A 26,506-nucleotide genomic window follows, 5' to 3' on the forward strand; every position below is an offset into this window, starting at 1 on the left:
GGTTCGACCGCCAGGTCAGCGGTCATCGGCGAACATTGTCGAATTCCTGATCGACGGAAGTGGAGTGGGCGAGTAGAACCAGGGAGTCCGACGCGGTGGATTCTGGGGGTGTGGTGACGACCACGATGGACTGTTGGGGGGAGCGGGCGGGGATGAGGATTTGCTGGGTGATGGTTAGTGGGCCGACCAGGGGGTGGTTCAGGGAGTAGGAGTCGGCTTCGCAGGGGGTGACTCGGTGGTCGCTCCACAGGTCTACGAATTCTTGGCTCTTCATGGACAATTCGCCGATCAGGGCGGCCAGGAGTGTGTCGTCGGGGTACTTGCCTGCGATGCGGCGGAGGTTGCCGACGACGGCGCGGGCCTTGCGTGGCCAGTCGGCGTAGAGGTCGCGGGTGTGGTTGTCCAGGAACATCATTCGGGCGAGATTGGGTCGCTCGGCGGGGCGGTGTGGGGCGGTGGGGTCGATGTGCCCGGCTAGGAGGGCGTGGCCGAGGCCGTTCCAGGCGAGAATGTCGGTTCGGCGGCCGAGCAGCAGGGCTGGCGCAGTGTTGAAGGTGCGCAGTAGATCTCGCGTCAATGGATGTACTCGCTCTGCTGGCGGCAGTCCGGGTCGCGGGCGTCGCGTCGCGAGGTGGCGCAGATGCTCGCGCTCGTATTCGTCGAGTTGTAGCGCGCCCGCGAGTGCGTCGAGGATGGCGGCGGAGGCATTGGTGGACTGGCCCTGTTCCAGACGCGTGTAGTACGACACGCTAACTCCGGCCAGTTGCGCCAGCTCTTCGCGACGCAAACCGGTCACCCGCCGTTGCCCGGGAAACTCGGGCAGGCCGACGTCCTGCGGGCGTAGGCGCGCACGACGTGCCCGTAGGAACTCTCCCAGCTGCATCGGGCCATCACTCATCAGCCCAGTCTGCACCCGGAGCCGGTCGCGAACCTGACCCTGCCGGGGGTACGCAGAAGCAGGGCTGGCACCCCGTCGCGCCCGGACAGCACGCTGAGGCGGAAGCACCGAAACCTCAGGAGCGCACTATGTACGAGATCGTGCTGGGCGATGTGACGATCACCCGGATCATGGAGTACCACGGCTCGGTCGACATGACCCCGCAGACCTTTTTCCCCGACAGTCCCGAGGACGCCTGGCAACGCCATCAGTCTTGGCTCGCACCGGATTTCATCGACACCGACACCAACGAATGCCTCTCGGCCGTGCAGACCTGGCTGGTGCGCAGCGAGGGCGCGACGATCCTGGTCGATACCGGCGTCGGCAATCACAAGGAACGACCGTACGCACCCGTCTGGGGACACCTGAACACCGACTTCCTCGGCAATCTCGCCCGCGCCGGGGTGCGGCCGGAGGACGTCGACGTGGTGATCAACACCCATCTGCATATCGATCACGTCGGCTGGAACACCTACCTCGACGGACGCCACTGGGTTCCCACCTTCCCCAATGCCACCTACCTCATGCCGCGACGCGACTTCGACTTCTGGAATCCGGCCAACGGTCATCCGACCGTCTTCGGCCGCGGCAACCAGAACGTCTTCGAGGACAGCGTCATCCCGGTGCATCAGGCCGGTCGCACCCTGCTCTGGGACGACAGCTACCGCATCGACTCGAACCTGACACTGGAGTCGGCGCCTGGGCACACGCCCGGATCATCGGTACTGCGGCTACAGTCCGGCACCGACCGCGCGGTGTTCGTCGGCGACCTGCTGCACAGCCCCGTGCAGTTCGTCGAACCCGACACCAACAGCTGCTTCTGCGAGGACCCCGCGCAGGCCCGCGCCACCCGTCGCCGATTGCTCGGCTGGGCGGCCGACACGAACGCGCTCGTACTGCCCGCGCATCTCGGCGGGCACGGCGCCGCCGAAATCATCCGCGACGCAGACACATTCGCCATCAAGGAATGGGCGCCGTTCACGCGCCTGTGACCTGCTGCCGTTCCGAGATACCAGGAGAGACGCACATGTCCGACCCGATCGTCACCACCACCGAAGGCGCCGTCGCAGGCCGCCGCCACGACACCGCGCACATCTTCCTCGACATCCCCTACGCCGCACCGCCGATCGGCCCCACCCGATTCGCCGCGCCCCGAGCGCATCGGCCGTGGGCCGGAGTTCGGGACGCCACCCGACCCGGACCCACCGCGCCACAGCCACGCCGAGAAGGCTTCGGAAAGCTCGACATGTCACCGTATTTCGGTCCCGGCTGGATTCCCGGCGCGGACTACCTGACAGTGAACCTCTGGACACCACCGCAGGCCCGCGACAGCCCGGTCATGGTGTTCGTGCACGGTGGGGGATTCGTCAGCGGGTCCACTCGCGCACCGCTGTACGACGGAACAGCTTTCGCCCGGGACGGGGTTGTCCTGGTGACCGTCAACTACCGCCTCGGGATCCCCGGATTCCTCGATCTGCCCGGCGCACCGGCCAATCGCGGCATGCTCGACATCATCGCCGCGCTGCGATGGGTGCGGCGCAATATCGCCGAGTTCGGCGGCGATCCCGGCAATGTCACCGTGTTCGGTCAGTCCGCCGGGGCCACGATCGTCGGTGGACTACTGGCCGATCCCGACGCGTCGGGGCTGTTTCAGCGCGCTATCGTGCAGAGCGGCAACGGCTTCGGTGCGTTCAGTCCTGAACAGGCCGCGCGGGTCACCCACGTGGCGGCCGAGGCGATCGGAATCAGCCCCACCGCAGGCGATTTCGCCGACGTCCCGGACGAACGGCTCATCGCGGTGATGCCAGAGCTGACCGGCTTGGACCTGCGCACCGAAACCAGGTCCGACCCACTGGCCGGACTCAGCCCCTTCAGCCTGGTCCTCGACCGGCAACCGGCCGATGCCCTGACCGCTCTCGGGGTGCCGCTGATCATCGGAACGAACACCCACGAAGCCAACCTCTACCTTGTCCCGCAGGCCGATTCGACAACCGAGGCGGAGCTGTACGCCACTGCCGCCCGGATCGATACCGATCCCGAGGCGCGCATCGCGCGATACCGCGACCGGTCCCCGCAAGCGACTCCGGAGGAACTGCGGTCGACACTGCTGAGCGATGCCCTGTTCGGAATCGGCAGCAGACACCTCGCCGCCGCCCACCGAGCCGCCCCCACCTACACCTACGAATTCGACTGGCACTCACCGGCCGTGGACGGACGCCTCGGCGCAGCACACACCGTGGAACTCCCGTTCGTCTTCGACAACCTCGACCTCCCCGCACTACACGGCCCCCGCGGCCTACTCGGCCCGTCCCCAGCCCCGGCCGCACTCGCCGCCCGCATGCACGCGACATGGATCCGGTTCGCCCACACCGGCGAACCCGGCTGGGCACCGGCACAAACCCAGCGCTTCACAGATCTAGAGTGAGGCCGCGCCCCATCTCGGTCAGGCCGAGGTGCGCCGCGGCACCAATTCGCTCAATTGAATGCGATTGCGACGCTTATGGTTACGATCCAAGTCACTCCGAGGAACTGAAGCACTCTGTCACGAAGAACAATATCTTCAGGTGCGCCTGCTGTGCCGCTGTCGACGTCGACGGCATAACGCAGCACCGCGAGGGTGATCGGGACCATCGAGATCGCGAACCAGTACCCGGAATGGCCGTCCCGTTCGAATGCCCACATCCCGTAGAACACGACGACGGCAGTGGCCGAGATCGTCCACACGAAGCGCAGATAGGTGCTGGTGTAGCTCTCCAACGATTTGCGGATCTTGGCACCGGTACGTTCAGCCAGCTGGAGTTCCGCGTAGCGCTTGCCCGCGACCATGAACAGCGACGCGAACGCCATGACGAGCAGGAACCACTGTGACAGCGGGATTCCGGTGGCCACACCACCCGCGACCGCCCGGATGAGGTAGGCCGAGGAGACGATGGCGATATCGAGAACGGCCTGATGTTTGAGGCCGAAGCAGTAGCCGAGCTGGATCACCAGATAGACCGCGATGACCACCGCGAGCGCCGGCACGGTGACCAGCCCGATCGTCAACGAGGCGACGGCCAGCACAACGGCGATGGCGTACGCCGTCGCGGGCGAGACGATGCCCGCGGCGATGGGCCGGAATCGTTTCGTCGGGTGTTGGCGGTCGGCGGCGACATCACGGGCGTCGTTGATCAGGTAGATCGACGAGGCGGCCAAACAGAACACCACGAACGCGATGCCCGCCTTGTAGAGGACATCGCGGTAGTCGTAATGCACGGGGCCACCGAGCGTGGCCAACGGTGCGGCGACCACCAGCACGTTCTTGATCCACTGCCGAGGTCGCATCGCCTTGATGACACCGACCGCCACACCGGTGGTGTCCGCTCGCTGCTCTTGCGCCGTTTCGAGGTGATTCGTCATGTTCGGTGGCTCGGCCTTTCCCCATATACCCGCCAGCTCATCGATCAGAAGACTAACCGGCGACGCCGCTGCGCGCAGTACCACGAATTCTTTTGGCGAAGTGTGAGATCCAGCCGGTGTGGTGGAACGGTTGGCACGGATCGGTGGGATGGCAGGATGAATTGATGACCACCCTGTCGGCGCGTAGCGCCTTCGCCGACGAATTGCGCCGCTGGCGGGCGCTGCGGCGAGTGAGCCAGTTGGAGCTCGCGATTCGGGCCGGGACCACGCAGCGATATCTGAGTTACCTGGAGCAGGGACGTTCGCAGCCGGGGCGGGAGGTGGTGGTGCGGATCGCGGAGTCGCTGGAATTGTCGCTGCGGGAACGCAATGCGTTGCTGGTGGCGGCGGGGTACAGCCCGTTGTTCAGCGAGTTGGCTTTGGACGCACCGGAATTGACGCCGCTGCTGACGGCGCTGCGGGTGGTGCTCGACGGGCATCTGCCGTATCCGGCGTTGATCGTGGACGGGTACGGCACCATGATCGAGCACAATGTCGCGTTCGAACTGCTGATGGAGGGGTGCGCGCCCGAACTGTTGACTCCGCCGGTGAACGTGCACCGGCTCGCACTCCATCCGGACGGCATTTCGCGGCGGGTGCTGAACCTGCCGGAATGGGGTGGGCACATCGTCGAGGCGATTCGCTCGCGCGCCCGCATCAGCCCGGATCCGGGGCTCGATGAGTTGATCGCCGAGCTGGAGGGTTACCTGCCGCCGACCGAATTGGACGCGGGGCTGCACGGATTCGCGATCCCGCTGCGGCTGCGCACCGACGATGGCGAACTGTGCCTGATCACCACCCTGACGGCCTTCGCGTCGTCGACTGATGTCTCGCTGTCCGAGCTGCGTTTGAAGGCATTGCTGCCCGCCGACACGCCCACCGCCGATATCCTGCGTCGCCGGGATGAGCGGGTACATGCCCAGTAGGTCACCGCATTTGCCTCACGTGATCGCACTGCGCGGTCGGAAACGACTCGGGGCGAGGGCGACGTCAATACACTGGCGGTGAACTCCAAGGCAGGAGAAGGCTTCTGGGCACGCTCTGGAAATTCGTCGCCGATCATCGCAGGCAACTGCTCACCGACTCCTATCTGCATGTCTCCGCCGTGGTGCAGTCGATGCTGATCGCGACCGTGGTGGCGGTGCTGATCGGAATCGCCGTGCACCGCAGTCCGTGGGGGTCGGCGTTGGCGACCGCGCTGGCCAGCATCATTCTGACCGTGCCGTCATTCGCGTTGCTGGGCTTGCTGATTCCGGTATTGGGGCTGGGCGTGCGGCCCACCGTGGTGGCACTGGTGCTGTACGCGCTGCTGCCGATTCTGCGCAATACGATCATCGGGTTGGGTGGGGTGGATCCGGCGGTGTCGGACGCCGCGCGCGGGGTCGGGATGAATCGGCTGCGGGTGCTGGTCGGGATCGAACTGCCGCTGGCGTGGCCGTCGATCCTGACCGGGATGCGAGTGAGCACCCAGATGATCATGGGGATTCTGGCCATGGCCGCCTATGCGAAGGGTCCCGGGCTCGGGAACCTGATCTTCTCCGGACTGGCCCGGCTGGGCAGTCCGACCGCGGTGCCGCAGGCATTGACCGGCACGGTGCTGATCATCGTGCTGGCGCTGCTGCTGGATATCGTGCTGGCCGGAGTCGGCCGACTCACCACCCCGAGGGGGATTCGTGACTGAAACCGCTACCGCGGCGCAGGATTCGGCGATGACGCCGCGCGGCGTGCGGATCGAGCTCGACGCCGTGTCCAAACACTATCCAGGGCAACGCGATCCGGCGGTCGACAACTTCTCGATCAGCATTCCGGCCGGGGAGATCGTGGTTTTCGTCGGTCCGTCGGGGTGCGGCAAGACCACGATCATGCGCATGATCAACCGGCTCATCGAACCGAGCTCGGGCACCATCACCATCGGCGGGCGCGACGTCGGGGGACAGAACCCCGACCAATTGCGCAGGCAGATCGGCTATTCCATTCAGCAGGCCGGGCTGTTCCCGCATCAGACGGTGGCGCGCAACGTCGCGACCGTGCCCACGCTGCTCGGTTGGAATCGCGCGAAGACCAACGCCCGCGTGGACGAAATGCTCGAGCTGGTCGGCCTGGATCCGGGCACCTTCCGCCGCCGCTATCCGCGTCAACTCTCCGGCGGTCAGCAGCAGCGGGTCGGAGTCGCCCGCGCGCTCGCCGCCGACCCACCCGTGCTGCTGATGGACGAGCCGTTCGGCGCGGTCGACCCCATCACCCGCGGGCTGCTGCAGGACGAACTGCTGCGATTGCAGGCCGAACTGCGCAAGACGATCGTCTTCGTCACCCACGACTTCAACGAGGCCGTCAAACTCGGCGATCGAATCGCGGTGCTGGGCACCGGATCTCGGCTACTGCAATACGACACCCCGGCCGCCGTCCTGGCCGCACCCGCCGACGACACCGTCGCCGGATTCGTCGGCGCGGACGCGGGACTGAAGCAGCTCACTCTTACCCGCGTCGAGGACGTCGAGCTCGACCGGTGCCCGACCGCCGCCGAAACCGATGCGGTGCAACCGTTCCGGGCCGAGATCGCGGAGCGGGAATGGCCGTGGGGTCTGATCCTCGACGCGGAACGCCGTCCGCTGCGCTGGGTTTCGGCCGAACAGCTGGCCCACGCCGCCTCGTTGCGCGAGGTAGGGCAGCCGGTCACCGGCACGGTCGCCCTGCGCGCATCCTTGCAGGAGGCGCTCGAGACACTCCTCACCGAGAGCACCGCCCACGCGGCCGTCACCGGGGACGACGGCGGATACGTGGGCCTGATCGCGATCGACACCCTGGTCACCCACCTCGCCGCCACCCGCGCCGAAAGCAGCCGAGCAGCAGGGAAATCCGCTGTATCGACCGGGTCCGCCGCGACTTCGGATGCCGCGCACTCACCCGATGAAACCGCGCCGGGAGATCCGATATGAGCCGCCCCGGCACCGAGCGGCGTTCGGAGTTCATCCGCCTGGTCGCGCAGCCGGTGCTCGCGATCGGGCTGGGTGTCGGCGTACTGGTGTGGGCGTTCAATCGGAACCTGACCGCGACGCAGCAGGCGAGCGTGAACGCGGCCAATATCGAGACCGCCACCCGGCAGCACGTGGTGATCACCGCGACGGTGGTGGCCATCGTCGTCGTGATCGCGGTCCCGCTGGGCACCCTGCTCACCCGGCCCGGATTCCGCAGGCTGGCACCGCTTTTCGTCGGCATCGCCAATATCGGTGCGGCCGCCCCCGCCATCGGGTTGATCGTTCTCTACTATCTGATCACCCAGCGGACCGGATTCTGGGTGGGAGTGGCACCGATCGCGTTCTACGGCCTGCTACCGGTGCTGCGAAACACCATCCTCGGATACCAGCAGGTCGATCCGATGCTGGTGGATGCCGGTCGCGGGCAGGGCATGTCGGCGGCAACAGTGTTGCGGCGCATCGAGTTTCCGCTCGCCGTCCCCTATATTCTCGCCGGTCTGCGGACCTCGCTGGTGCTCGCCGTCGGGACGGCGACGCTGTCGTTCCTGGTCAGCGCGGGCGGCCTGGGCATCCTCATCGATACCGGATACAAGCTGCGCGACAACGTGACGCTGTGGGTCGGGGCGTTGCTCGCGGTGGCGCTCGCACTGCTGGTGGATTGGCTGGGCGCGCTCGCCGAAGAATTCCTCGGTCCACGAGGCCTGCGATGAGGCGGCGCTGGACCGCGCTGCTGGCCGCGCTCGGGCTGGTGCTGATCGCCGGATGCGGGCTGGAATCCGGTGGCGCGGTACCGCTTCAGGTCGGGCCGGGCAGCATCCGGCCGGATCCGGCCTTGCAGGGGGTGTCGATCACGGTGGGGTCCAAGGACTTCACCGAACAGAACATCCTCGGGTATCTCATCGAATTCGTGCTCACCGCGGCGGGCGCGCAGGTCCGCGACCTCACCAATATCACCGGATCCAACAGCCTGCGCGACGCGCAGCTGCACGGGCAGGTCGATATCGCCTACGACTACACCGGCACCGGCTGGATCAACTACCTCGGCAACGAGACGCCGATCCCGGACTCGCAGCAGCAGTTCGAGGCACTGCGCGCCGCCGACCTTGCCGCGCACGGCATGCTGTGGGCCGACATCGCACCGATGAACAACACCTATGCCCTGGTCACCAACGCCGCCAGCGCACAGCGCACCGGGACCAAGACCCTGTCGGACTACGCACACGCCGTGAACACCGAATCCGGCACCGGTCCCACCTGCCTGGGCACCGAATTCAGTGTCCGCCAGGACGGATTCCCCGGCATGGCCCGCAAATACGGCGTCGACACCGGCAAGGTCCGCAAGCAGATCATGAACGACGCCCTGGTCTACACCTCCACCGCCAACGGCGGCTGCCAGTTCGGTTCGGTCGCCACCACCGACGGTCGCATCAAGGCCCTCGACCTCCGCATCCTCGACGACGATTTGGGCTTCTTCCCGAAATACAATGCCGCCCTGGTGATGCGGAAGTCCTTCGCCGACGCCCATCCCCAGGTCGCCACGGTGCTGGAACCGATCTCGCGCCTGCTGACCAACGACACCATCACCGAACTCAACCGCAAGGTCGACCTCGAAGGCGCCGAGCCCGCGAACGTCGCCCGCGACTGGCTGGTCTCCCAGGGATTCGTCACCGCCCGATAGACCGGCGATCAGCCGAAATACGCTGCCGGGTCCAGCGTGTCGAGCGGAGTCCAGCGCGGGGGAGCGGTCGGGACGGCTGATTCGGGTGCGGCCGCTGTGCTGCGGTAGCCCTGGAGATCCAGTGCCAGCCAGGGGTTCTCGTCGATCTGGCGGACCACGGCATAGCAGGTGGCGAGCATGTGCAGGCAGCGGTCGAGACGGGCCCGGCAGGAGCAGTCGGAGCTGAGCAGGCGGGGCGCGATCGCGATGCCTGCCTCGGAGACGGCCGCGCGCAGTTCATCGCTGAGGACCAGGGCATCCGGTGGAATGAGCCGTCCGAGCGCCTCGATGGTGTCGCGGCTGAACGGCGTCAACTCCAGGTGGGTGACGGAGGCTTCCGACCCCCGGTGGATGTGCGCCCGCACCACGGTGCCGGAGATCTCGGTGACCACGCCGTCGTTGCGGGCGATGCCGCGAGCCCGGGGGAGCAGCGGTTCGGGTTTGGTCAGGCTCAACGGTTCCGCCAGGCGCAGCCAGTCCTTGCTCCAGGCGGTGTAACCGAAGTCGTTGTCGGGCATGTCAGTTCCCCCGCTTCCGGCGCAGCAGTTCCATCAGTCGTTCGTCGTCGAGGCGGGACAGATCGGCGACCCCGGCGGTGTCACTGAGGTCGGTGAGGGCGGATTTGCGGTCGTGCATACCCGCGATGTGCTCCTCGATGGTGGTGCCCGAGGTCAGCGTCGTGACCGTGACGGTGCGGGTCTGGCCGATGCGGTGCGCGCGGTCGGAGGCCTGCGCCTCCACAGCCGGATTCCACCAGCGGTCGAAGTGGATGACGTCGGCGGCCCGGGTCAGGGTCAGGCCGGTGCCCGCCGCACGCAGGCTGAGCACCAATATGGGTGGGCCGTCCGGGGATTGGAAGTCGGTGACGATCCGGCCCCGCTGCTCGTGGTTCAGGCCGCCGTGGAAGAACGGCGCCGTCACCCCGAACTCCTCGGCGCAGTGCCGGACCAGCAGCTCACCGGTCTTGCGGTACTGGGTGACGATCAGGGTGGGCGCGCCGACCTCCAGGTTGTTGGCGAGGATATCGGAGCAGACGTCGAACTTGCCCGAGCGCCCGGCCAATTCGGCCAGCTCCCCGGTGATCAGCCCGGGATGGTTGCAGACCTGCTTGAGCTCGGTGAGCACCGCCAGCACCCGGGTGTGTCGCTGTGCGCCGGACCCGAAGCCCGCCGTCTCGGCCCGATCCAGCAGCTGGTCGTAGAGCCGTTCCTGTTCGGCGGTGAGGTCGCACACCAGGTCGCTGTGGATCTTGGGCGGCAGGGTCGCGGCGACCTGGGACTTGCGGCGGCCCAGCACGATCGGCTCGATGGCGTCGCGCAGCCGGGCGGCCGCGGTGGTCGAGCCCTCGCTGATCGGCCGCACGAACCGCCGCCGGAATTGCGCCTTGTGCGTGAACTCGTGCGGGGTGACCAGATTCAGCAGCGCCCACAACTCGTCGAGATGGTTCTCCACCGGGGTGCCGGTCAGCGCGATCCGCGCGTCGGCGGTGAGGGCGCGGGCGGCCTTCGCCACCTGGGTGCGCGGATTCTTGAGCATCTGCGCCTCGTCGAAAACCACGCTCGCCCACCGCTGTCCGCCGAGGTCGTCACCGTGGCCGCGCAGGGTCGGATATCCCGTCACCACGACGGTCCCGGCTTCGGCCTGCGGCGGCTGACCGCCGCGCCAAGCGATCGTCCGCAGTCCCGGCGCGAACCGTTCGATCTCGTGCGCCCAGTTGCCGACCAGGGAGGTCGGGCACACCACGAGTTGCGGTCCGGCCCCGGCCTTCCCGAGCAGATAGCCGATGGCCTGCACGGTCTTGCCCAGTCCCATCTCGTCGGCCAGCACCGCGCCGCCGTGCACCCCGGTGGTCTCCCGCAGCCAGCCGATGCCGCGCGCCTGATACGGCCGCAGCTCCGCCTTCAATCCGGAACGCAGTTCGGCCGCGATCGAGACGGTCTCCCGCAGCGCCCGCAGCGCGCGGTCCGCGGAGACGACGGCGGTCCCGGTGGCATTCGGGACGGCGTGCGCGGCCGCGGGTAGTCGCGCCGCCTCGACGTCGGACTCGAGGGCGGCGCGTAACAGGTGTATCGATTCCCCCGGGTTTTCGATAGCAAGAGTGAATAACCGTTCCGGTTCCACCAGAGCGCATTCCACGTCCGTGACGCCGATTCCGTCCCGGCCGGGAACCGCGAGGGCGAGTGTCTGCACCTCGCCCACATCCTGTGGCGCGCGACCCGGAGCGTGGCCGCCCCAGGTCCACAGCGCGACCATATGGCGATCCTGCAGGTAGGTGGCTTGCGAGGTGTGCGGCACTCAACCGTTGTACCTAAGCGACCCCGTCGCGCGCACATGGCCGGCCACGTGCTTCTCGCCACGTTGTGGCGGCCGTCATGATGTGGCCTGCGAGACAGCAACAGCGGGCGACCTGCTGGTCGCCCGCTGTGGGTTTTCTGTTGGGAAGATTCAATTGTCGAGCGGGCTCCCCGAGGTGTGTGACTCCCGATCGAGTCCCCCGGGGCTGGAGGAGCTGTTAAAGCGCCGGTGCCGACTCCGTTTCGATCACGGCCTCGAGCGCACGAAGACGGTCCATGTGCTCGTTGGCGTGATGCTGGCAGAAGAGCAACTCTCCACCCGCGGGAAGGACTGCGCGTACGCGCGCAGCTGCCCCGCAGCGGTCGCAACGGTCGACCGCGGTCAGTGGGGTGCTTGTCAGAGTTCCTGGCATGACTCCTCCGTCCTGGCTCATGGTGCTCGCACACCATTCGCCTGGTGTGGGGGTCCGCGGACCTTACCGCGGACCTCGCTACCGCTACTTCCCAGCAGTGGTTGATGACTACTCTGTCAGACGTTCGGGGCGGGGTCTTTGTTCCCGAGTAGTTTCCCGTGTGTTTTCAGTAACACGACCAGGGATTTCGCTGTAAGCGAACAGGCCCCTGCACGTGACTCCGGATCTACCCGGTTACCGCTCGCGAAGGCATCGACATCTGCCGTTCGAACACGCTGATCGAGTTGTCTACCGGGAGACTACCCGCGGCCACCGACGCTCACACTCCGATTGCAGAGTGTGGCCGATGCTCCAGCAAACCGTAATCAACCCGACTGGATCCGCGGGTTGATCGGCACGTCTCTGACGTCGGCGGAAGCGCCCGCGGCGGTACCGAACTCGGCCACCGGCGCGGGTCGGCGTTCGCGCAACGCGAACACGCTCACAACCAGGCCGGGTCCAGATCCAGGGTGGTGCGGTCACCGGAGGCCAAAAGGTCGAATTGCGGTCCGGTGCGCGGGAGTTCCCAGTGGAAGAAGTAGCGGGCCGCGGCTCGCTTGCCCTGTGCGAAGGCGGTGCGGGCGGGGGTGTCGGTGGGCAACGAGTGGGCGACGCGGGCCTGCTCCAGCCAGATCCAGGACAGCACCACGTGACCGAACGCCTCGAGGTAGACCGCCGAATTGGCCAGGGCCGTCTCGGGATTGCCCTCGCGCCACAGACCCGCCGTGGTGGCCGCCAGCCGAGCGGTGGCCGCGTCCAGGGCGTCGGCGAAGGCCGTCAGCTCGTCGTCCCCGGTGGCGCGGGCCGCGCCGGTCGCGATCGCCATCGTCTCGAGCAGCGCGACCAGGGCGGCCCCGTTGTCGAGGGTGACCTGGCGGCCGAGCAGATCGAGACTCTGAATGCCGTGGGTGCCTTCGTGAATGGGATTGAGCCGATTGTCGCGGTAGTGCTGTTCGACGTCGTAGTCACGGGTGTAGCCCGCGCCGCCGTGCACCTGGATGGCGAGGTCGTTGGCGGCCAGACACCATTGGCTGGGCCAGGATTTCGCGATCGGGGTCAGAATGCGCAGCAGGGTCGAGGCGCGGGTCCGCTCGGGTTCGGTTGGTGCGCTGCGCTGCTCGTCGATCAGCCGGCCGCAGTACAGCTGCAACGCCAGTGCGCCCTCGGCGTAGGACTTCTGGGCCAGCAGCATGCGACGGACGTCGGGATGCTCGACGAGGGGGACCTGCGGACCGCCACGAGCGGTCAGGGGGCGGCCCTGTGGGCGGCTGCGGGCGTAATCGAGGGCCTTGAGGTATCCGGTGTACCCGAGGGCCGTGGAGGCCAGCCCGACGCCGATGCGGGCCTCGTTCATCATCGTGAACATCTGGGCCAGACCGTGATTGGGCTCGCCCACCAGATAGCCGATCGCGCCCGGCTGGCCGCCCGGGGTGAAGTTGCCGTCACCGAACACCGGGGCGGTGTTGACGGTGCCGCGCCAGCCCATCTTGTGATTGATGCCCGCCAGCGCCACGTCGTTGCGCTCACCCGGCGTGCCGTCGGGGTTGGGCAGGAACTTCGGGACGATGAACAGCGAGATGCCGCGGGTGCCCTCCGGCGCGCCGGGAATGCGGGCCAGCACCAGATGGATGATGTTGTCCGACAGTTCGTGATCGCCGCCGGAGATCCACATCTTGCGGCCGAACACCCGGTAGGAGCCGTCCTCGGCGGGGACCGCGCGGGTGGTGATGTCGGCCAGACTCGAACCGGCCTGCGGCTCCGAGAGCGCCATGGTGCCGAAGTGACGGCCGTCGAGCATGGGCCGCACGTAGGTGTCGATCTGCTCCGGACTGCCGTGCGCGGCAAGCAGATTGGCATTACCGGTGGTGAGCAGCGCGTAGGAGGCGGTGCCGACGTTCGCGGCGTAGATCCACGACATGCACGCCGTGTAGACCGAATGCGGCAGCTGCATGCCGCCGATGCCGTGATCCATTGCCGCGCCGATCATTCCGGCGTCGATGAACGCTCGCAGCGCCTTGCCGATCGCGGGCAGCAGCGACACCCGCTCGCCGTCGAAGGTGGGCTCGTGCAGATCGCCCTCGCGATTGTGCGGCGCGAAATGGGTGACCGCCAGATCCTGGCACAGCCGCAGCACCTGATCGAAGGTCTCGCGGGAATGGTCGGCGAAGCGTTCCCGCTCGGTCAGCGCGGTCACGTCGAGCCAGTCGTAGAGCAGGAACTCGAGGTCGCGGGCGGACATCAGGACGGAGGGGTGCATACCTGCCGGTCTACCAGACCCGGTGGGCCCGGCCGGGTAGCCGGGTATGTCGGTCGCGAGTGGTCAGGTGCGGGCCGGATGAGCCCGGCCCCGGTGCATGCGGCCGAAGTGGCCGGGCGACTGGCCCTTCCAGGTGCGGAACGCCGACGCGAACGCGGACACGCTGGCATAGCCGAGCCGATCGGCCGCCTGTTCGACGGTGAGCCCGGCGATGAGCAGCTCCTCGGCGAGCATGCCGACGGTCTCGAGGCTCAGCTCCCGGAAGGTGGTGCCCTCCTCGGCGAGGCGGCGGCGCAGGGTGCGAACGCTGACATCCAGGTCTGCGGCGATGCGGGTCTGGTCGGCGGAGCCGCCGTGCCGGATGAGCAGCTGACGGACCCGGCCGCTGAGCCCGCTGCGGCTGCGGCGGCTCTCCATCAGATCGGTGCACTGCTGCTCATAGAACCGGGCGGTCGACAGATTCGCTTGCGGGAGTGGGGTTTCCAGTGCGCTGGCCTGAAACGCCATGCGCGACTGCGGCATCCCGAACGACACCTCGTCGACGCCGAAGACCGCGCCGAACATCTCGTAGATCGGATGCGCGTCCACGTACAGCTCCACCTTCACGGCGGGAATGCGGACCGAGATGAGGTCCTGCTGGATGGTGGCGATGGCCGCGAGATCGCGCTCCAGGGTGAAGCGGCGCAGGTCCTCGGGCAGCATGCTGTCGTCGCGCACCACCCACACCTGGTCGCCGCGGTTCTCGCTGTAGTGGCGGGCCGCGGTGAACGACAGATCGGCGTAGCGCAGCGCAATGTCCATGGCGTGCCGCAGATTCGAGCTGCTCATCAGCGCGAAGCCGAGTACGCCCATGGAGGGCGGATGGCAGAGCAGACCGGCCAGCAAACCCATGCCGGGTTCGTCGTCGATGCCCGCCACCACATTGCGCATCACCGAGAACTCCTGGCCCATGGTGATTTCCGCGGACGGGTCCCGTAATTCGGTCTCGCGCAGGCCGCTGTCGCGCAGGATCGATTGCAGGCTCAGGCCGCGTCCCAGCGCGAAATCCGCCAGCAGCGCGGTGCTGGTGATGGAACGCAGTTGCGCCAACTCTTCCGTCACTCAGGCAGTCTCGCAAACTTCGGGCGTCCGCATGACCGTTACCGGCCAGTAAGTTGCCTGTATACGGCCCATATTCGCCGATTCGTGGCCGATTGGAAGCTGGTCGGCCGAAACCCTCAGCCATACGGTGAGATTCATGCGCACCGCGCGCCACACACATACGCAGGTGCCGGATGCCGGAAAGGTCCGCCCGCCGATGCTTACCGTGATCGCACCCGCCGACGGCCGGGTGATCGACACCGTCCCCACCGACCCGCCCGAGCGGGTACTCGCCACCGTCGAGCGACTCCGCGGCAATGCGGAACTCTGGCACTCACTCGGGGTGGTCGGTCGGATCCACTGGTTGACCTTGTTCCGAAACTGGTTGCTGGACAACCGGGATACGGTCGCGGCGCTACTCGCGGCCGAAACCGGCAAACCCGCGACGGAGGCCGACGCCGAGTTCGGCCTGGCCCTCGATGCCCTCGACCACTACTGCGCGCACGGCGCGGAATTCCTGGGCGGGCGACACCCGCAGGTCGCCCTGCGCCCCGGCGCGGCCATGCAGCTCGCGGTCGCGCAGTCCGCCGGTGCGGTGGTCGGGGTGATCGGGCCGTGGACATATCCCTTGGCACTGGCCGTTTTCGACGCGGTGCCCGCCCTGGTGGCCGGGGCCGCCGTGGTGGTCAAGCCGTCCTCGGAGACCCCGCTCACGCTGCGCGCGCTCGCCGCCGGGTGGGTGAAGATCGGTGCGCCAGCGGTTTTCGCGACGGTGTCCGGGCACGAGGCCGGCCCGGCGGTGCTCGACAGCGTCGACTATGTCCGCTTCACCGGAAGCATGGAGACCGGCAAGGTGGTGGCGCTGCGCGCCGCGGCCCGCCTGATTCCGTGCTGCCTGGACCTCGGCGGTAAGTCCGCCGCGGTCGTTTTGTCCGATGCTGACCTCGACAGGGCCGCTGCCGCAATAGCTCTCGGCGGTCTGGCGAACAACGGGCAAAGCTGTCGCTGCATCGAACGCATCTACGTCGAGGCTCCCGCCTATGACGCCTTCCTCGTTCGCCTGGTCGCCGAGGCCGCCGCCTTCGGACCCATCCTCGGCGACGAGATCGGCACCGGCGTCATGACCTCGGCGACCCAGGTCGCCCTCGTGCGTGATCAGGTGCGGGACGCACTGCTGAAGGGCGCGACCCTGCGCTGCGGCGGCACCGGCACCGACCACAGCTTCGACCCCACGGTCCTCGCCGATGTCGATCCGACGATGACTGTCCTCACCCAGCAGACCCTCGGCCCGGTCCTCCCGGTGGTGCGGGTCGACAACGCCGAACACGCCTACGAGCTTGCCCGCCGCTCCCCGGCCGGACCCGCCGTCAGCCTCTGGACCCGCGACACCGAAACCGCCGCCCACGCCGCCATCCGGCTCGCCCCGGCCCACGTCGCGATAAACGATGTCTCCGTGCACATCTCCCGCCCGCTGCCGTTCTGAGCCGAACCGGACTCGGCGGGCGTGGGCGATCGGTGTGACCGCAGGTGCGTCGTTCGCGGCCCGGATCAAAGTTGCTGGTGCGCTGAATCCCCCAGTGCGGCCAGGCTTCCCGCGAGAGCGCCCATGCAGGAGGTGCGGACCTGGGCCCGGGAGAGGGTGTCGTGTTCGAGCCATTCCAGGCACAGGGTGTGCACGAACATCAGCCACGAGGTGATGATCGCGGACACGGCTTCGCGGTCGGGGCCGGTCGCATCGATCGCGGCGAGCATGACGTCGTGCATGGCGGCGTGATCACCGAAGACGATCGCCTGCACGACGGGGTCGCCGGTCAGTGCCCGGTTGGCGGCGAGCACGGTATTGCGATTGGCGGCGAAGTACTCGAGATGCGCGTCCAGGCCCGCGGCGACCTGATCGGCCAGGGGTAGGTCGGGGGAGATGCGGACCTGGTTCTGCAGGTCCTCGGCGGCGCGCTGGTAGATCGCGGCGAACAGGGCGCTCTTCTTGGGGAAGTGCTGGTAGAGCAGGGCGCGGGAGACGCCCGCGCGGACGGCGACCTGGTCCATCTGCACCTGCTCGTAGGGCAGTTCGGCGAAGAGCCGCGCGCCGATCTCGAGCAGTTCGGCGCGACGCTGGTCCGGGGTGAGGCGGCGGCGCGGCGGCATCGCTCCACACTAGTTGACGCGTGTGTAGTAGCGGGGATACCCTTCCGATACTGCTAATAGACACACGTCTACTAGTGGCCGGGGCTTCGGGAGGCCGCTGTGAGAGCCGTATTACGTTGGTATCTGATCGTTTTCGGGATCGTGTGCGTACTCATCGCGCTGGCGCACATTTTCATCGGGCCGAGCACCATCATCGGAGCGAACACGCCGAACGCCACCCTCGACGGTGATCTGCGGTTCTCGATGGTGTTGTTCGGTGCCTACGGGGTGGCCTGTGTGTGGGCGGCGCTGGATCTCGATCGGCGCGCGGGGGTGGCGCATCTGCTGATGCTGCTGTTCTTCGTCGGCGGACTCGTGCGGTTGCTGACCGTCGCTTACGTGGGCTGGCCGCACTGGTTCTACATCGCCATGATCGTGGTGGAAATCGTTACGCCGCTGGTGTATTCGCCACTGCTGAGTCGGGTCACCGGGCGTCCGATCCGAGACGATCTGGTGGCGACGGCCCAGTAGGCGGCCGTAATCGTCTGGAGTGCAATCTGTTCGACTCCGGTTCCGCCGGGGACCTCTACTCGAAGGCCACCCGGCGGTTTCGGGACGGGATCAGTTGTGGGCGCAGAGCCATTCGGTGCCGTAGTGGGCGGCGTTGCCGCCGTCCAGGTGGACCCAGTGGCCGTCGCCCTCGCAGGGTTCGCCCTCGGTGTGCTGGGGGCCGGGCGGCGGGGTGGCGATGACGCCGGGCAGGCCGCGGAACATGCCGTCGGGCAGGGGGATCGAGATGCCGGGGATCGGCTGCCAGACGTCGGCGCTCGCGGTGGCAGTCATCGCCAGGGGTGCCGCCAGGGCAATACCCGCGGCTGCGGTCAATTTCAGTGCGCGGTGCTTCATACGGTCCTCCTGTTGAGACGCTCGGAACTGATTTGGGACTACCCACTTATCTGTAGCTGAACAGTAACTGTTAGGCCGTGTTTGACGAGGATCACATCCGCGCGCCCCTCGGCGTCGGATCCGGTCCTCGAACTGCGGCTTCGGCACGGAGGGGACGACCGGTGACGGTGCGGGCCGATTCCGGTGGCGCTGGCCTAGATTGGGGCGGGTGGGAAACGCACAGGACGTGACGCCGGAGCAGTTGCTGCACATTTGTGGCCGGGACGAGTGGGACACCGCGCAGGCGGCGGGGGAGTATCGGGCTCCCTCGCTCGAGGAAGTCGGGTTCATCCACCTGTCCGCGCCGTATCAGGCGCACCTGCCCGCCAATCGGCTCTTCGCCGGACGGACCGATCTGGTGCTGCTGTGGCTGGATCCGCAGCGGCTCGGATCGCCGGTGAAGTGGGAGCCGGGGGTGCCCTCGGATCCGGAGTCGATGCGATTTCCGCACCTCTACGGTCCGCTGCCGGTGGCGGCCGTCGCCGAGGTCACGCCGTTCGTGCCGGGCGCGGACGGGTCCTTCGCGCCGCTGGCCGCGGACTGAATCACGGTTCGGCGCGGACACAATCGCGCTGGATGCCGTCTGCGTGCACCGGATCGGGCGGTCTGTCCTAATCTGGGGTGGTGAACGTGGACGTGACAGCGCTGCCCGGGATCGGTGCTCGCAAGGACTTCGAGGTCCGAGCGGGACGGCGCATCGGAGTGGTGTCGCATCGGGACGGGGGCATCGACCTCATCGTCTCGCAACGCGACGACCCCGACTCCTGCCAGGTGCAGGTACCGCTGACCACCGACGAGGCCGCCGTGCTGGCCAACCTGCTGGGCGCACCGCAGCTGGTCGAGCGGTTGAAGGAAGAACACTCCGACCTACCCGGGATCACCACCCGGCAGCTGACCATCGGTGGTGATTCCCCGTATCGCGGGCGCAGACTCGGTGACACCCAGATGCGGACCCGTACCAAGGCCTCCATCGTCGCCATCATGCGAGCGGGACAACTACATCCCTCCCCGGGGCCCGAGTTCGTCCTCGACTCCGGGGACGTGCTGGTGGTAGTCGGCACGCCGCACGGACTCGACGCCTGCGCCCGCATCCTGGCCGACGGCTGAGCGGATGGATTCGACCGGCCTAGCCCTGTTTCAGCTCGGCGCGATCTTGTTCGCACTCGGAATGTTGGGACGGCTGGCCGGCCGCTTCGGCATGTCACCGATCCCGCTGTACCTTCTGGGCGGATTGGCCTTCGGCGAGGGCGGCATCGTGAAGATGCAGGCCGCCAACGAATTCGGTCACATCGCCGGTGAGATCGGCGTGGTCCTGCTGCTGCTGTTGCTCGGATTGGAGTACACCGCAGCCGAATTGGTCGACGGACTGCGCCTATCCTGGCTGGCCGGACTCTTCGACCTGGTCGCCAACGCGACACCCGGTGTGCTGGTGGCACTGTGGCTCGGCTGGGGGCCGGTCGGCGCGGTCACCATGGGTGGCGTCACCTACATCTCCTCCTCCGGCATCGTCGCCAAGGTGCTCAACGACCTCGGGCGACTCGGTAACCGCGAGACCCCGGTCATCCTGTCCATCCTGGTGTTCGAGGACCTCGCGATGGCGGTGTACCTGCCCATCCTCACCATGATGCTGGCCGGACTCAGCCTCGCCACCGGCGCGAAATCCCTTGCCATCGCGCTCGTAGCGATCACCGCGGTGCTGGTGGTGGCGTTGCGCTACGGCCGCTACGTGTCCCGCATCGTCGACGCCGACGATCCGGAAGTGTTCCTGCTCAAGCTGCTCGGGGCCGCACTGCTGGTGGCGGGCGCGGCCTCGGCGCTCAACGTGTCCGCGGCCGTCGGCGCGTTCCTGCTGGGCATCGCCATCTCCGGCTCCACCGCGCACGAGGCCGCGAAACTGCTGGAACCACTGCGGGATCTGTTCGCGGCCATCTTCTTCGTCGCCTTCGGGCTGACCACCGATCCGCGCGCGATACCGCCCGTGCTCGGCTGGGCGGCGCTGCTGGCCGTGGTCACCGCGGTCACCAAGATCGGCACCGGCTGGTGGGCGGCGCAGCGGCAGGGCATCCGCCGCATGGGGCGCGCACGTGCGGGGGCCGCATTGGTGGCCCGCGGCGAGTTCTCCATCGTCATTGCGGGACTGGCGGTTTCGCTGGGTGGCGTCGACGGTCGACTGGCCGCGCTGGCCTCGGCCTACGTGCTAATGATGGCCGTGATCGGACCGATCGCCGCGCGAATCGTCGAGCCCACCGTCCAGTTCTTCCAGCGTCCCCGCCGCGACCTCGACCCGATCCCCGGCTGAGTCCGCGGCAGCCGATGCGGCGGCGGCCCGTGCCGCCGACCGCGCGCGCACCGTCACCAGACGATGCGACAGCGCCACCGCGATCGCACCCACCGTGAACCCGATCAGCACCGCGAAGAAGTGGCCGTAATCGGTGAAAGTGCGTCCGTTCCACACGCCGTACGCGTACCAGGCCAGCACACCCAGACCCCACAGCCAGCGCGCCGGACCCCGCAGCCGGAAGGCCAACACCGCCAGCATCGCCGAGATCCCGTAGCTGGGGCCGACATCCGAGGCGAACGCCACCCGGGTCGGAATCAGCTGCTTGTCCAGCTTGTGTGCGATACCGACGACCGTGATCAGGGTGGCGCCGACATGGCCGAGCGCCACCACCAGGATCCAGCGCAGCGAACCCAGCCAGCGTTCCGCCAGCGCCATCAGCGTGATCAGGACCAGGATGTCGCCCCACGGGAAACCGCCGTCGGTCCAGAACGCGGAGGCCACCAGCACCTGGATCGGATCCCGTTGCATATTGCGCAGATTCGTCGACGCCGAGAAGATCAGCCGCCGCCCCACCAGGTCATTGGCCCCGCGCAGGGTCCACCACGTGACGAAGAGGGTGAAGGCGTAGGCGATACAGGCGGGCGTGCCCGCCAGCAGATCGCGGTACGCACCGATCGCGCGCCGCGATCGGTGCGGTTGTCGCCACCAGTCGCCGAATCCGCGGAGCTCCGCGCGGAGATCGACGGTGCGTAGCCAGGGCGGCTGGTAGGTCCCCGATGCCATTTCGCCATGCTATCCCGCAGGTGGCGGTCGGCCGGTGCAAGCGTGGGGCCCGGCGTGCGGTTCGGCACGCGTAACGCTGGTTAATTCGCCGGGAAAACAGGGGTTACACCGCAGCAACATCGAGTCCGGAGGATCGGGGCATGAGCCTGTATCACCAGCGCCTCGCCGGGACCACCCACACCTTCCACGGACTGGTCGACCTGCTGGCCAAGGCCACCCCGCGCCGCAGCGGCGACGAACTCGCCGGGTGCGCGGCACATTCCGACGCCGAACGCGCCGCCGCGCAATGGGCGCTCGCCGAGGTACCGCTGACGGTGTTCCTGAACGAGCCGGTGGTGCCCTACGAGACCGACGAGGTCACCCGGCTCATCATCGACAGCCACGATCGTGCTGCGTTCCAGCCGATTTCGCATCTCACCGTCGGTGGGTTGCGGGACTGGCTGCTGCACGCGGCCGCCAGCACAGACGCCGCGGCCACACTGGCCGCCGTCGCACCCGGGCTCACGCCCGAAATGGTGGCCGCCGTCAGCAAACTCATGCGCAATCAGGATCTGATCGCGGTCGCCAAGGCGACAGTGGTGCGGGCCGGATTCCGCACCAGCATCGGGCTGCCCGGCACGCTGGCTACCCGGCTGCAACCCAACCATCCGACCGACGATCCGCGCGGGATCGCGGCCGCGGTGCTCGACGGACTGCTGCTGGGGTGCGGGGACGCGGTGATCGGCATCAACCCGGCCACCGATTCCCCGCGCGCCACCGCCGATCTGCTGCACCTGCTCGACGAGGTGCGGCAGCGCTTCGCCATCCCGACCCAGTCGTGCGTGCTCTCGCACGTCACCACCACGCTCGGGCTGATCGAGGCCGGTGCGCCGGTGGATCTGGTGTTCCAGTCCATCGCGGGCACCGAGGGTGCGAATTCCGGCTTCGGCGTGAACATCTCGCTGCTGCGGGAAGCCAACGAGGCCGGGCGGTCGCTGCGACGCGGGACGGTCGGCGACAACGTCATGTACCTGGAAACCGGTCAGGGCTCGGCGCTTTCGGCCGGAGCGCACCTGGGCGTCGGCGGGAAGCCGGTGGATCAGCAGACCCTCGAGACCCGTGCCTACGCGGTTGCCCGCGACCTGGACCCGCTGCTGGTCAACACCGTGGTCGGCTTCATCGGACCCGAATACCTCTACGACGGTAAGCAGATCATCCGCGCCGGGCTCGAAGACCACTTCTGCGGCAAACTCCTCGGCCTGCCCATGGGCGTCGACGTCTGCTACACCAACCACGCCGAAGCCGACCAGGACGACATGGACACGCTGCTGACCCTGCTCGGCGCGGCAGGTTGCGCCTTCGTGATCGCCGTCCCCGGCGCCGACGACGTCATGCTCGGCTACCAGAGCCTCGCCTACCACGACGCGCTCTACGCTCGAAAAGTGTTGGGGCTCAGACCCGCTCCCGAATTCGCGGCCTGGCTCGACGGACTCGGCATGCTGGGCGCCGACGGTCGCATACTGCCCATACCGCCACTGGCGTCTCCACTGCGTGCCTTGGCCGCAGCGGAGGCGGCATGACCAACCGCGACGACGTCGCAGCAAGCGCTGTGAGCGGTGCCCGCCCCGATGAGGTTGCCGCCCAAGCCTTCTGGACCGAACTACGCCGCACCACCCAGGCTCGAATCGGCCTGGGCCGCACCGGCGACGCCCTCCCCACCACCGAAGTCCTCGAATTCCGAGCCGCCCACGCCGCCGCCCGAGACGCCGTCCACCAACCACTCGACATCGCAACCTTGGCCGACGAACTGGCCGCCCTGGGCCTCGGCGAACCCATCCACGTCCACAGCCAGGCCACCGACCGCTCCGAATACCTCCGCCGCCCCGACCTCGGCCGACTGCCCGGCGGCGTAAAGGCCGCCCGCCCAGTGGAACCCGGCTCCTCGTCGGGCCGCACCGTCTGGTCCGGAGCCGGAGCCGGAGCCGGAGCCGGAGCCGGAGCCGGAGCTGGAGCTGGAGCTGGAGCTGGGACTGGAGCTGGAGCTGGGCGGGGAGCTGAAGCTGAGATCGTGCCGGGAGTCGAGGCTGGAGCAGAAGTCGGGGCGGCGCGGGGAGCGGAGGTCGGAGTAGGAGTTGGGGGAGGGTTTGGAGTTGGGGTCGGATCCGACATTGGGGAGGGTGTTGATCCTGTTGCGTTGGAAGCGCTTTCGGCAATGCCCCACAGTGGAGCCGACATCGGCGTGGTGCTGGCCGACGGCCTCTCTCCCCGCGCCCTCACGGCCCACGGCGCCCCCATGCTCGCGGCCCTGCTAGCCGCCCTCGGTGACCGCTACACCTTCGCCCCGCCGGTGATCGCCACCCAATCCCGGGTAGCCCTCGCCGACCACATCGCCGCCGCCCAGGGCGTCACCACCGTTCTCGTCCTCATCGGCGAACGCCCAGGCCTCTCGGTAGCCGACAGCCTCGGCATCTATCTCACCCACCACCCCCGCCCCGGCCGCGCAGACTCGGAACGCAACTGCATCTCCAACATTCACCCACCCGAGGGCCTCACCTACCACCGCGCCGCCCAGGTGGCCACCGCCCTCATCGACGGAGCCCACCGCCTCGGCCGCTCCGGCGTCGACCTGAAAGACACCACCGGCGCCACCCTCGAACCCGCGACCCCGGTGGTACTGGACACGCCCGCCGATCCGGAAGACCGCCGCCCATCGGCAATCCCCCTGCTCCTCGACGCACAGGATCCGCCCCGAACCCCGGCCTGACGCACCGAAAGTCTTGTCCTGGAACCACTCCGGATCCGACCACCGCCGTCCGTTCGCTGAATCGGTGCCGGGCGTATCGCTAAGAGGGCATCCGAGAACTCGGAAGCTGGTTGGCGTGTGATGCTTGATGTAGCTGCTTGCCGGGGTGAGCGGGTCAGCTCATCATTCAACACGTGACCGATTCCGATAGTGTCCGCTTCATCGATTCGTCGGCTGCGCGGCGGATCAGCCTGATCGTCTGGGTCGGCGGCTCGGTGGCCTTGCTGGCTGCCAGCGTTCTCTACATACTCACTCTCGTGCGCTCGATGGCACCGCCGCACGATGTATTCGTACCGATTATGGTGCTGGTGTTTCCGCTGTTCTGCTGGTCATTTTTCGTGACGACCAGGTACACCGGGCTCGGACGGCGCCCACTCGGCGAGCTTCCGATGGCCTGGCGAGCCCTCACCGCTGCGGTTCCGCGTCCGGCGGCTGTCGCGCTCATAGCGTTCACCCTTGCCGGAGCGGTGCTGGCGTTCATCACGCTGAACACCGACTTGCCAGCCGGACAGCCGCAGTACGACAGTGTCCACAACACCTACGGACTCAACATCCACGGCACTGTACAGGTCATCGATCACAGCACCTACCTCACTGCGGTCGCCCAGGAGAACCGCTTGTTTTTGGCGGTGTACATGGTGTTCCTGCCGGTCGCGGTACTCGGCGCGCTCTTTCACCGGCTCCGTACCCGGCCCACCCCTGCGATCGGTGACACCGCGGTCGACACTGCCTGACAGCTGAGAACTCAGTTGGCCGGCCTGCTGTTGTGGGCCAGCCGTCGGGTGAGGGTGTGGATGGCGGCGAGGTAGACCATGGCCTCGTGATGGTCGGGGCGGGTCTCGTAGTCACGGACCAGACGCCGATGTTCGACGAGCCAGATCTTCCGATAGTCGACGGCGTCCGGCTTCCGAATCTCTCGTCGCCAGTGGAAATCACCTGGGTAGGGGGCATACCAGGCAGCGTCCGCGAGATACTCCCGCCCCGATTCGCTGATGTCGTCACACACCTCGACACCGAGATAGTGCCCGCCCGCGTCATACCCCGGGAAGAAGTAGAGGAATCGCGTCCCCACCGTCAACTCCACCACGCTCTCGACGGGCGTGCGGTGCAGCATCCCGGCAAGATTCGTAGCGAAGCTGTCCCACTCCCGACTGCCCATTCCAAACCCATCACTCGGCAATTCGCTTGTCCGCCAGCATGATCACATTCCCCGCCGACAATCCCGCACTCGCGCGGAACTCAGCACGATCAAGGAGCCGTCGGCGGGGGTTGACGGGCGGAAGTCCGCGGTGTCAGCTCCCTGATCTTGAATGCGGGGGCGGATACGATCGGGCGGACCAGGCGTGTGGAGGTGTCGCGGAGGGAGGATCGGCGATGGCGGTGCTGGATATCGCGCTACCTGTACTCGGTGGGGCACTGGCGATGATCGGGACGATCCGGGTCATCAGGGATCCACGCCGTATCTCCACCGGGCTGATTCTGTTTGCCGCCGCCGTACTACTGGCGCTGTGGGTGGTGCGGGCGTTGCATGTGGTCGCGCCCGGGCCGGCGGTGGAGTTGGTGGTGCTGCTGCTGGTGTTGTTGCCGCCGCTGTCGCTGCTGGCGGCGGGGGCGGGGTTGCTGATCAACGGGGTGGTGTTGACCCGCCGGGAGGGGTTGCGGCTGGCTACGGCGGTCGCGCCGCTGGCGGGGGTCGGGTTGATCGCCTTGCCGCTGTTGGCTTTCGGGGCCATCAGCGATGCGCACTCTCCGGCCTGGCGGACCGCCGCCCTGGTCACGATCACGCTGCTGGGCATGCTGATTCTGGTGCAGCTGATCGCGTTCACCGGATACGCCGTGCTGTACGCGCGGTTGCCGCAGCCGCCGGGAGCGGATGTGGTGGTGGTGCTCGGTTGCGGACTGCGCGGTGAGGAGGTGACGCCGCTGCTCGCGTCGCGGCTGGATCGCGCGGCCGAGGTGTTCCGATCCGAGCAGGAGCACGGCGGCACACCGCTATTGGTGACCTCCGGCGGTCGAGGTCCGGGCGAATCCGTGGCGGAAGCCGACGCCATGGCCGACTATCTCGAGGCCGCGGGCATCGCGAGCGAGAACCTGGTGCGCGAGAACCACTCCCGCAATACCGAACAGAACCTTCGTATGACCGCCGAGGTGCTGCGCGGGCGCGGCATCGACCCGGACGAGATCCGAATGACGGTGGTGACCAGCGACTTCCACGTGCTGCGGACCGCCGCGCTGAGCCGTCACCTCGGCCTGCACGCCCAGGTGACCGGCGCGCGGACCGCTCGCTACTTCGTACCCTCGGCGTTCCTGCGCGAATTCGTCGCGGTCCTGGTGACCCATCGCCGCGTGAACCTCGCGGTCGGGGGAGTGCTGGTCGCCGCCATGGCCGCCTTGCTGATCGTGAGCTACTCCTCATCCGGTATAGACGCCGGATGACGTCG

At 67.7% G+C, this 26,506-nt stretch carries 26 protein-coding genes and 2 pseudogenes; 17 read left to right on the plus strand and 11 right to left on the minus strand.

Annotation, left to right across the window (positions count from 1 at the left end; translation table 11 throughout):
- Window positions 1–22: 22 nt before the first annotated feature.
- Window positions 23–898, minus strand: coding sequence for a helix-turn-helix transcriptional regulator (locus tag OG300_RS04965; protein ID WP_405492596.1), 876 nt, complete (start codon window positions 896–898; stop codon window positions 23–25).
- Window positions 899–1,026: 128 nt separating this feature from the next.
- Between OG300_RS04965 and OG300_RS04970 the strand changes: the two genes are divergently transcribed.
- Both OG300_RS04970 and OG300_RS04975 read left to right on the plus strand, forming a co-directional pair.
- Window positions 1,027–1,929, plus strand: coding sequence for an MBL fold metallo-hydrolase (locus OG300_RS04970; RefSeq protein WP_405492597.1), 903 nt, complete (start codon window positions 1,027–1,029; stop codon window positions 1,927–1,929).
- Window positions 1,930–1,964: 35 nt separating this feature from the next.
- Window positions 1,965–3,362, plus strand: a complete 1,398-nt coding sequence (locus OG300_RS04975) for a carboxylesterase/lipase family protein (RefSeq protein WP_405492599.1) — start codon at window positions 1,965–1,967, stop codon at window positions 3,360–3,362.
- 50 nt (window positions 3,363–3,412) lie between these two features.
- Here the strand turns inward: OG300_RS04975 and OG300_RS04980 are convergent, their stop codons facing one another.
- Window positions 3,413–4,336 (minus strand): decaprenyl-phosphate phosphoribosyltransferase, encoded by a 924-nt coding sequence (locus OG300_RS04980; RefSeq protein WP_405498476.1) that lies wholly within the window; start codon window positions 4,334–4,336, stop codon window positions 3,413–3,415.
- 164 nt (window positions 4,337–4,500) lie between these two features.
- On the opposite strand from OG300_RS04980, the gene OG300_RS04985 reads away from it, so the two are divergent.
- The 5 genes from OG300_RS04985 to OG300_RS05005 all read left to right on the plus strand — a co-directional run bounded on the left by OG300_RS04985 (window position 4,501) and on the right by OG300_RS05005 (window position 9,028).
- Window positions 4,501–5,301 carry a helix-turn-helix domain-containing protein gene (locus OG300_RS04985; RefSeq protein ID WP_405492601.1) on the plus strand — a complete coding sequence of 267 codons (801 nt, stop codon included), beginning with the start codon at window positions 4,501–4,503 and terminating at the stop codon, window positions 5,299–5,301.
- 104 nt (window positions 5,302–5,405) lie between these two features.
- Window positions 5,406–6,056 (plus strand): ABC transporter permease, encoded by a 651-nt coding sequence (locus tag OG300_RS04990; protein ID WP_405498477.1) that lies wholly within the window; start codon window positions 5,406–5,408, stop codon window positions 6,054–6,056.
- A 28-nt stretch (window positions 6,057–6,084) separates the two neighbouring features.
- On the plus strand, window positions 6,085–7,311 hold the full coding sequence (locus tag OG300_RS04995; protein WP_405498478.1) for an ABC transporter ATP-binding protein: 1,227 nt from the start codon (window positions 6,085–6,087) through the stop codon (window positions 7,309–7,311).
- Entirely contained in the window at window positions 7,308–8,060 is a 753-nt protein-coding gene (locus OG300_RS05000; RefSeq protein WP_405492603.1) for an ABC transporter permease, read from the plus strand. Before OG300_RS04995 ends, OG300_RS05000 begins: the two co-directional genes overlap by 4 nt.
- Window positions 8,057–9,028 carry a glycine betaine ABC transporter substrate-binding protein gene (locus OG300_RS05005; RefSeq protein WP_405492605.1) on the plus strand — a complete coding sequence of 324 codons (972 nt, stop codon included), beginning with the start codon at window positions 8,057–8,059 and terminating at the stop codon, window positions 9,026–9,028. Before OG300_RS05000 ends, OG300_RS05005 begins: the two co-directional genes overlap by 4 nt.
- Before the next feature lie 8 nt (window positions 9,029–9,036).
- Here OG300_RS05005 and OG300_RS05010 read toward each other — a convergent pair whose 3' ends face one another.
- The 5 genes from OG300_RS05010 to OG300_RS05030 form a co-directional block, all read right to left on the minus strand.
- On the minus strand, window positions 9,037–9,585 hold the full coding sequence (locus tag OG300_RS05010) for a hypothetical protein (protein WP_405492607.1): 549 nt from the start codon (window positions 9,583–9,585) through the stop codon (window positions 9,037–9,039).
- A gap of 1 nt (window position 9,586) precedes the next feature.
- Window positions 9,587–11,320, minus strand: a complete 1,734-nt coding sequence (locus tag OG300_RS05015; RefSeq protein WP_405498479.1) for a DEAD/DEAH box helicase — start codon at window positions 11,318–11,320, stop codon at window positions 9,587–9,589.
- A 259-nt stretch (window positions 11,321–11,579) separates the two neighbouring features.
- Window positions 11,580–11,774, minus strand: coding sequence for a hypothetical protein (locus OG300_RS05020; protein ID WP_405492609.1), 195 nt, complete (start codon window positions 11,772–11,774; stop codon window positions 11,580–11,582).
- A gap of 481 nt (window positions 11,775–12,255) precedes the next feature.
- The gene (locus OG300_RS05025; protein ID WP_405492611.1) at window positions 12,256–14,070 is read right to left on the minus strand and encodes an acyl-CoA dehydrogenase; all 1,815 of its coding nucleotides are present in this window, start codon (window positions 14,068–14,070) and stop codon (window positions 12,256–12,258) included.
- A 63-nt stretch (window positions 14,071–14,133) separates the two neighbouring features.
- Entirely contained in the window at window positions 14,134–15,171 is a 1,038-nt protein-coding gene (locus tag OG300_RS05030) for an AraC family transcriptional regulator (RefSeq protein WP_405492613.1), read from the minus strand.
- 136 nt (window positions 15,172–15,307) lie between these two features.
- On the opposite strand from OG300_RS05030, the gene OG300_RS05035 reads away from it, so the two are divergent.
- On the plus strand, window positions 15,308–16,633 hold the full coding sequence (locus OG300_RS05035; RefSeq protein WP_405492615.1) for an aldehyde dehydrogenase family protein: 1,326 nt from the start codon (window positions 15,308–15,310) through the stop codon (window positions 16,631–16,633).
- Between the two features lie 65 nt (window positions 16,634–16,698).
- Here OG300_RS05035 and OG300_RS05040 read toward each other — a convergent pair whose 3' ends face one another.
- Entirely contained in the window at window positions 16,699–17,295 is a 597-nt protein-coding gene (locus OG300_RS05040; RefSeq protein WP_405492617.1) for a TetR/AcrR family transcriptional regulator, read from the minus strand.
- Between the two features lie 99 nt (window positions 17,296–17,394).
- Between OG300_RS05040 and OG300_RS05045 the strand changes: the two genes are divergently transcribed.
- Complete coding sequence (locus OG300_RS05045; protein ID WP_405492619.1) at window positions 17,395–17,805, plus strand: DUF4345 domain-containing protein; 411 nt, start codon at window positions 17,395–17,397, stop codon at window positions 17,803–17,805.
- Between the two features lie 90 nt (window positions 17,806–17,895).
- Here OG300_RS05045 and OG300_RS05050 read toward each other — a convergent pair whose 3' ends face one another.
- Window positions 17,896–18,180, minus strand: coding sequence for a hypothetical protein (locus tag OG300_RS05050; RefSeq protein ID WP_405492621.1), 285 nt, complete (start codon window positions 18,178–18,180; stop codon window positions 17,896–17,898).
- Window positions 18,181–18,379: 199 nt separating this feature from the next.
- On the opposite strand from OG300_RS05050, the gene OG300_RS05055 reads away from it, so the two are divergent.
- From OG300_RS05055 to OG300_RS05065, 3 genes are all read left to right on the plus strand, one after another.
- Window positions 18,380–18,763 carry a DUF952 domain-containing protein gene (locus OG300_RS05055; RefSeq protein ID WP_405492623.1) on the plus strand — a complete coding sequence of 128 codons (384 nt, stop codon included), beginning with the start codon at window positions 18,380–18,382 and terminating at the stop codon, window positions 18,761–18,763.
- An 80-nt stretch (window positions 18,764–18,843) separates the two neighbouring features.
- Window positions 18,844–19,326 (plus strand): cation:proton antiporter regulatory subunit, encoded by a 483-nt coding sequence (locus OG300_RS05060; protein WP_405492625.1) that lies wholly within the window; start codon window positions 18,844–18,846, stop codon window positions 19,324–19,326.
- Between the two features lie 4 nt (window positions 19,327–19,330).
- The gene (locus OG300_RS05065; protein ID WP_405492627.1) at window positions 19,331–20,518 is read left to right on the plus strand and encodes a cation:proton antiporter; all 1,188 of its coding nucleotides are present in this window, start codon (window positions 19,331–19,333) and stop codon (window positions 20,516–20,518) included.
- Here OG300_RS05065 and OG300_RS05070 read toward each other — a convergent pair.
- Window positions 20,417–21,283 (minus strand): rhomboid-like protein, encoded by an 867-nt coding sequence (locus OG300_RS05070; protein ID WP_405492629.1) that lies wholly within the window; start codon window positions 21,281–21,283, stop codon window positions 20,417–20,419. The genes OG300_RS05065 and OG300_RS05070 overlap by 102 nt on opposite strands.
- A gap of 140 nt (window positions 21,284–21,423) precedes the next feature.
- Here OG300_RS05070 and OG300_RS05075 point away from each other — a divergent pair, with 140 nt between their 5' ends.
- The 4 genes and pseudogenes from OG300_RS05075 (at window position 21,424) to OG300_RS05090 (ending at window position 24,799) form a co-directional block, all read left to right on the plus strand.
- Window positions 21,424–22,842 (plus strand): ethanolamine ammonia-lyase subunit EutB, encoded by a 1,419-nt coding sequence (locus OG300_RS05075; RefSeq protein ID WP_405492631.1) that lies wholly within the window; start codon window positions 21,424–21,426, stop codon window positions 22,840–22,842.
- Window positions 22,839–23,165: pseudogene (locus tag OG300_RS05080) on the plus strand (ethanolamine ammonia-lyase light chain EutC); the annotation flags it as partial. The gene OG300_RS05075 and the pseudogene OG300_RS05080, both read left to right, overlap by 4 nt.
- 300 nt (window positions 23,166–23,465) lie before the next feature.
- Window positions 23,466–24,026 (plus strand): annotated as a pseudogene (locus tag OG300_RS05085) (ethanolamine ammonia-lyase light chain EutC); the annotation flags it as partial.
- Between the two features lie 173 nt (window positions 24,027–24,199).
- Window positions 24,200–24,799: a hypothetical protein gene (locus OG300_RS05090; RefSeq protein WP_405492633.1), complete on the plus strand. Its 600-nt coding sequence runs from the start codon at window positions 24,200–24,202 to the stop codon at window positions 24,797–24,799.
- Window positions 24,800–24,810: 11 nt separating this feature from the next.
- Here the strand turns inward: OG300_RS05090 and OG300_RS05095 are convergent, their stop codons facing one another.
- Window positions 24,811–25,224: a hypothetical protein gene (locus OG300_RS05095; RefSeq protein WP_405492635.1), complete on the minus strand. Its 414-nt coding sequence runs from the start codon at window positions 25,222–25,224 to the stop codon at window positions 24,811–24,813.
- Window positions 25,225–25,439: 215 nt separating this feature from the next.
- On the opposite strand from OG300_RS05095, the gene OG300_RS05100 reads away from it, so the two are divergent.
- Complete coding sequence (locus OG300_RS05100; protein WP_405492637.1) at window positions 25,440–26,501, plus strand: YdcF family protein; 1,062 nt, start codon at window positions 25,440–25,442, stop codon at window positions 26,499–26,501.
- Window positions 26,502–26,506 lie beyond the last annotated feature (5 nt).

The sequence above is a fragment of the Nocardia sp. NBC_00511 genome, from assembly GCF_045161165.1.
Classification (GTDB): domain Bacteria; phylum Actinomycetota; class Actinomycetes; order Mycobacteriales; family Mycobacteriaceae; genus Nocardia.

Excerpts from the sequence above, each read along its gene's own strand:
- OG300_RS05040 (WP_405492617.1), bottom strand. The coding sequence starts at position 17,295 with ATGCCGCCGCGCCGCCGCCTCACCCCGGACCAGCGTCGCGCCGAACTG.
- OG300_RS04995 (WP_405498478.1), top strand. The coding sequence starts at position 6,085 with ATGACGCCGCGCGGCGTGCGGATCGAGCTCGACGCCGTGTCCAAACAC.
- OG300_RS05000 (WP_405492603.1), top strand. The coding sequence starts at position 7,308 with ATGAGCCGCCCCGGCACCGAGCGGCGTTCGGAGTTCATCCGCCTGGTC.
- OG300_RS05095 (WP_405492635.1), bottom strand. The coding sequence starts at position 25,224 with ATGGGCAGTCGGGAGTGGGACAGCTTCGCTACGAATCTTGCCGGGATG.
- OG300_RS05035 (WP_405492615.1), top strand. The coding sequence starts at position 15,308 with ATGCGCACCGCGCGCCACACACATACGCAGGTGCCGGATGCCGGAAAG.
- OG300_RS04980 (WP_405498476.1), bottom strand. The coding sequence starts at position 4,336 with ATGACGAATCACCTCGAAACGGCGCAAGAGCAGCGAGCGGACACCACC.
- OG300_RS05025 (WP_405492611.1), bottom strand. The coding sequence starts at position 14,070 with ATGCACCCCTCCGTCCTGATGTCCGCCCGCGACCTCGAGTTCCTGCTC.
- OG300_RS04985 (WP_405492601.1), top strand. The coding sequence starts at position 4,501 with ATGACCACCCTGTCGGCGCGTAGCGCCTTCGCCGACGAATTGCGCCGC.
- OG300_RS05010 (WP_405492607.1), bottom strand. The coding sequence starts at position 9,585 with ATGCCCGACAACGACTTCGGTTACACCGCCTGGAGCAAGGACTGGCTG.
- OG300_RS05020 (WP_405492609.1), bottom strand. The coding sequence starts at position 11,774 with ATGCCAGGAACTCTGACAAGCACCCCACTGACCGCGGTCGACCGTTGC.
- OG300_RS05015 (WP_405498479.1), bottom strand. The coding sequence starts at position 11,320 with ATGGTCGCGCTGTGGACCTGGGGCGGCCACGCTCCGGGTCGCGCGCCA.
- OG300_RS05050 (WP_405492621.1), bottom strand. The coding sequence starts at position 18,180 with ATGAAGCACCGCGCACTGAAATTGACCGCAGCCGCGGGTATTGCCCTG.
- OG300_RS05075 (WP_405492631.1), top strand. The coding sequence starts at position 21,424 with ATGAGCCTGTATCACCAGCGCCTCGCCGGGACCACCCACACCTTCCAC.
- OG300_RS04970 (WP_405492597.1), top strand. The coding sequence starts at position 1,027 with ATGTACGAGATCGTGCTGGGCGATGTGACGATCACCCGGATCATGGAG.
- OG300_RS04975 (WP_405492599.1), top strand. The coding sequence starts at position 1,965 with ATGTCCGACCCGATCGTCACCACCACCGAAGGCGCCGTCGCAGGCCGC.
- OG300_RS05100 (WP_405492637.1), top strand. The coding sequence starts at position 25,440 with ATGGCGGTGCTGGATATCGCGCTACCTGTACTCGGTGGGGCACTGGCG.
- OG300_RS05065 (WP_405492627.1), top strand. The coding sequence starts at position 19,331 with ATGGATTCGACCGGCCTAGCCCTGTTTCAGCTCGGCGCGATCTTGTTC.
- OG300_RS04965 (WP_405492596.1), bottom strand. The coding sequence starts at position 898 with ATGAGTGATGGCCCGATGCAGCTGGGAGAGTTCCTACGGGCACGTCGT.
- OG300_RS05070 (WP_405492629.1), bottom strand. The coding sequence starts at position 21,283 with ATGGCATCGGGGACCTACCAGCCGCCCTGGCTACGCACCGTCGATCTC.
- OG300_RS05005 (WP_405492605.1), top strand. The coding sequence starts at position 8,057 with ATGAGGCGGCGCTGGACCGCGCTGCTGGCCGCGCTCGGGCTGGTGCTG.